Below are 3801 nucleotides of genomic sequence, written 5' to 3'. Positions count from 1 at the left end.
GCTCGATTTGAGCTTCGCCGGCTGCGTCGGTGAGCGGGAACCGCCTGGCAATGGACGTCAGGCCGGCACGCCGGGCGGGATCGTCAGGGTCGAGTTCGCGAATGGCTGCCAATGCGCGACGTGCTTCGCCGTCGAACTGATCGCGATAAGCCTGTCGTCCCTCGTCGGGCCAGGCTTCCAACGCACTTCGCACGGCGTCGGCAACGGGGCGGTACTGGACCACGCGACCCTCTGAGTCGGTACGCGATGCGACCAACCGCCGGCCGAGCGTGTCGATCGTCTCGTGATAGACCTCGGCCGCCTTGTCCCACTCGCCAAGGTCAGCCAAACGCCCGGCGAGCGTGAAGCGATCGAGCGCTTGGCTCGAATCGTCGACGTAGACGCCCTCCGCCGCGGAACGTCCAGTCGGTGTGATGTCGAGCGCGGCCGCAACCGGACCGTCGAGCTGACCCCAGGCCGCCGAAACCGGCAGCAGGATCGCGAGCAAACATCCGGCTCGAAAACTCCCTTGCACGGCGTCGATGATACGAAGCTGTTCGCCGGGTTGCAGAACTGTTTCGGCTTCGACTCGGGCTAGCCGAAATGCCTTCCCCAGAGCGGCTTGAGCCGCTCGATCTCCGCCGGATCGATCTTCGACTTGTCCGACCAGATGCCCAGCGCCAACGCGTCACGAGCCGGGCACGCCAGCAGTTCGTCCGTCCGGGTCGATGACATAGCTAGCGCGGCCCGGAGGACACTCATCGCGTTCGCCGTTGCGGCTTTGAGGTGGCCGATGATTTCGGTCAGCAGATCCTGCGGCCCCTGTGACGCGTCGTGTGGCCGCCAGCAGTCGTAGTCGGTCACCAGGCACACGGCGGCGTACGGAAGCTCGGCCTCGCGGGCCAGACGGGCCTCAGGCATCAGCGTCATGCCGATCAGATCGCCGCCCCAAAGCCGGTGCATGTGGCTCTCGGCCTTGGTCGAAAAGGAAGGCCCCTCCATGCAGACGTACGTGCCGCGGTCGTGCAGCGTGACGCCTTCGACCTTCGCGGCGGCATCGGCAAGCAGCTTGCGAAGCAGCGGGCAGAATGGCTCGTCGAAGCCCACGTGGACGGCGGCATGCTCGTAAAAGGTGCTTGGACGCTTGGTCGTCTTGTCGATGGTCGAATCGGGCAGAACGAGGTGCCGGGGCTCCATCGTCTCCCGCAGACTGCCAACGGCGCCGCTGGCGAGGACGTGCGTCGCGCCCAACTGCTTGAGCGCGAACATGTTTGCCCGATACGGCACAGCCGACGGGTTGTGGACATGGCCGATACCATGACGCCGGAGCAGCAGCACCGGCACACCATCGAGTGTCGTTTCGAGGATCGGGGCCGACGGCTTGCCGAAGGGCGTGTCAGGAAAGTGCTCCGTCGCGTCGTCGGCGTGGAGTGCCTCGCCAAGTCCGCTGCCGCCGATCACGGCGACCTTGATCGTCTCGTTCACAAAACGAGCTTATCGTGCTGTATGCGCACGACTCTGCTTTCGGGCCTCTTGCTGTTCGCGATGCTTCTCATCGGCTGCGGTGGCGGCGACGGGAAACCGGTGCGAGCCGTCTCGGACGATCCCGTCATTCGCGACGTCATGAGTGTCCTGCTCAACGACACCGGCGTGCCCGTCGCTGCGACCACAGCCGACGCGGCGACCTCGTTCATCTTCGATGACGAGCTGCCCGTTTCGCCGCTCAATGTCGAGGCTTTTGCGTCCCAGGTCGTTTCGGAGCTCGGCTCAAGCCTGTCGGAGGCGTTCCCCGACCATGCTTCGACGATCGATGCGAATGCCGCTGCGTATCTCGACGAACTCGTCAAACTCGACGCCTACGGCAAGGCGACGATGAATCGGGTTCCAGAGGACAATCGGACGGTCACCGACGAGCGGATCGCACCGATGGCGGTCTACGGCATCACCGTCTCATCCGACGGCCAGGAGGTCGACGGCCTCTACCTCGACGGGCCCGCGGACGAGCGGATCGAGTCGACGTACCTCGGCATGATGGACCACAACTTCACCATTCTGGCGGCCAAGCTTGGTGCACAAGGCGTGGACGTCCACGGACTGACCGCACAACTCACGCTGGGCCACAATCACGATCACGGCCACGGCGGTCACGACGACGACCACGAAGGGCACGATCACGGTGACCACGAGGGACACGACCACTAGCGGTCTTGTGCCACGTCGTGGCTCTGGTGCCACTGCATGATTGCAGTGCTTTAGACCGACCACTGCAAGAATGCAGTGGCACCGATCTCATGCCCCTGAACCTCACGCGGCTTCTTCACGTGCGCCGAACAGGGCGCTGCCGACGCGGATGATGGTGCTGCCTTCGAGGATCGCCGGCTCGAAGTCGTCGCTCATGCCCATCGACAGGTGACGGAAGTCGTCGCCGCCGATGCCGAACTTCTTCATCTCTTCGAACACCTCGCGGCACCGCGCAAACGTCCGGCGAGCGGTGTCGGCGTCGACGCCGTAGGCAGCCATCGTCATGACGCCCATGAGACGCAGATGGCCGAGCTCCATCATCTGCTCGGCCAAGTGACGCGCTGCCCCGACCGCCACGCCGCCTTTCTGGGATTCGTTGCTGCAATTGATCTGCATCAAACAAGGCAGCTTGGCCTCCTCGCCCAGAACCCGGGGCACCTGAACCTCCAACTCTTCGGCCAGGCGGAGCGAGTCGAGCGTGTGCAACATCGTCACGATCGGCAGGGCGGCCTTGACTTTGTTCCGCTGAAGGTGGCCTTGCAGGTGCCAGCGAAGGTCGTCGTTCACGTCCGATGAGGCGTCGGCCTGGAGCGCCTGATGGTGCTCGCCGACGTCGACAGCGCGTTGCTGAAGGTTCTGGACGTAGTTCTCGCCAAGGTCACGCACGCCAAGCGACACGATTGATCGTGCCTGGTCAGCCGTCGCGTACTTCGTGACAGCGACCATGGTGACGGCCGATGTCGGCCGATCCGCCTGATCGCAGGCCGAGGCGATGCGGCCGCGTACGTCCTCCAGCCGACTCTGTACGTTCGGGTCCACGTCGGGCAGCTGCGTCGTGTCGCTCACGCAGGCAGTATAACCGGATCGATCAGCGCGAATATTCTGTCGGTCGATGTGGTTCGACCCGCTGCCAGATGCACCCGATTGGTCCAAGGCCGAGCGGCACCTCTCCAAGGCTGATCCAAAGCTCGCGGCCGTGATTCGCCAGGTCGGGCCATGTCAGATCAAGCCGCTGCCTGACCCGTATCTGGCGCTAGTCCTATCGATCTTTTCGCAGCAGTTGAGCTTCAAGGGGGCCGAAACGCTCTACGCGAAGTTTCGTGGCCGCTTCACGAAGAAGACGCCAACACCCCGAAAGGTGCTCGCAGCGCTGAACCCTTCGTCCGACCGCGTCTGGGATGATGAGGCCATCCGGTCGTGTGGCATCTCGCGACAGAAACGAAGCTACATGATCGACCTTTCGCAGCGCATCGTCGACGGACGGCTGAAGCTGGACGAGCTCGCGACGCTGTCCGACGAAGACGTCATCACCAAGCTCGTCGAGGTCAAGGGCATCGGCGTCTGGACCGCCCACATGTATCTGCTGTTCGTCCTGCTCCGCGGCGACGTCCTTCCCGTTGGCGACCTCGGCCTGCGTGAGGGATTTCGGCGCGTCTTTCGGCTCGATGAACGACCCGACGAGGCGACGATGCAGCGGCTGGCCGAGCCGTGGCACCCGTGGTGCAGCGTGGCCACGTGGTACCTGTGGAAGGCCAAGGGCGATTGAGCGGAGAAAGGAAAACGCCCCGCCGGGTGGCGGGG

At 64.3% G+C, this 3801-nt stretch carries 5 protein-coding genes; 2 read left to right on the top strand and 3 right to left on the bottom strand.

Annotated features, from left to right (window positions below; all coding sequences use genetic code 11):
* Together AAGI46_16210 and mtnP are read right to left on the bottom strand one after the other, a co-directional pair.
* Positions 1 to 514 (bottom strand): hypothetical protein (locus AAGI46_16210; GenBank protein MEM1013752.1); only part of this gene is annotated, 514 nt, incomplete at its 3' end.
* Between the two features lie 59 nt (positions 515 to 573).
* Positions 574 to 1464, bottom strand: coding sequence for an S-methyl-5'-thioadenosine phosphorylase (gene mtnP / locus AAGI46_16205; protein ID MEM1013751.1), 891 nt, complete (start codon positions 1462 to 1464; stop codon positions 574 to 576).
* A 21-nt stretch (positions 1465 to 1485) separates the two neighbouring features.
* On the opposite strand from mtnP, the gene AAGI46_16200 reads away from it, so the two are divergent.
* A complete protein-coding gene (locus AAGI46_16200) occupies positions 1486 to 2181 on the top strand; it encodes a zinc ABC transporter substrate-binding protein (protein ID MEM1013750.1) in 696 nt (231 codons plus the stop codon).
* Between the two features lie 102 nt (positions 2182 to 2283).
* Here AAGI46_16200 and AAGI46_16195 read toward each other — a convergent pair whose 3' ends face one another.
* Positions 2284 to 3066, bottom strand: coding sequence for a YggS family pyridoxal phosphate-dependent enzyme (locus tag AAGI46_16195; GenBank protein MEM1013749.1), 783 nt, complete (start codon positions 3064 to 3066; stop codon positions 2284 to 2286).
* A 46-nt stretch (positions 3067 to 3112) separates the two neighbouring features.
* Between AAGI46_16195 and AAGI46_16190 the strand changes: the two genes are divergently transcribed.
* Positions 3113 to 3766, top strand: coding sequence for a DNA-3-methyladenine glycosylase 2 family protein (locus tag AAGI46_16190; GenBank protein ID MEM1013748.1), 654 nt, complete (start codon positions 3113 to 3115; stop codon positions 3764 to 3766).
* Positions 3767 to 3801: the final 35 nt, after the last annotated feature.

This window comes from Planctomycetota bacterium (genome assembly GCA_038746835.1).
Taxonomy (GTDB): Bacteria; Planctomycetota; Phycisphaerae; order Tepidisphaerales; family Tepidisphaeraceae; genus JBCDKH01.
The sequence above is the reverse complement of the archived record's forward strand: the minus strand, read 5'-3'. Positions and strand labels throughout refer to the sequence as shown.

Coding starts and splice junctions, on each gene's coding strand:
- AAGI46_16200 (MEM1013750.1), top strand. CDS start 1,486: ATGCGCACGACTCTGCTTTCGGGCCTCTTGCTGTTCGCGATGCTTCTC.
- AAGI46_16190 (MEM1013748.1), top strand. CDS start 3,113: ATGTGGTTCGACCCGCTGCCAGATGCACCCGATTGGTCCAAGGCCGAG.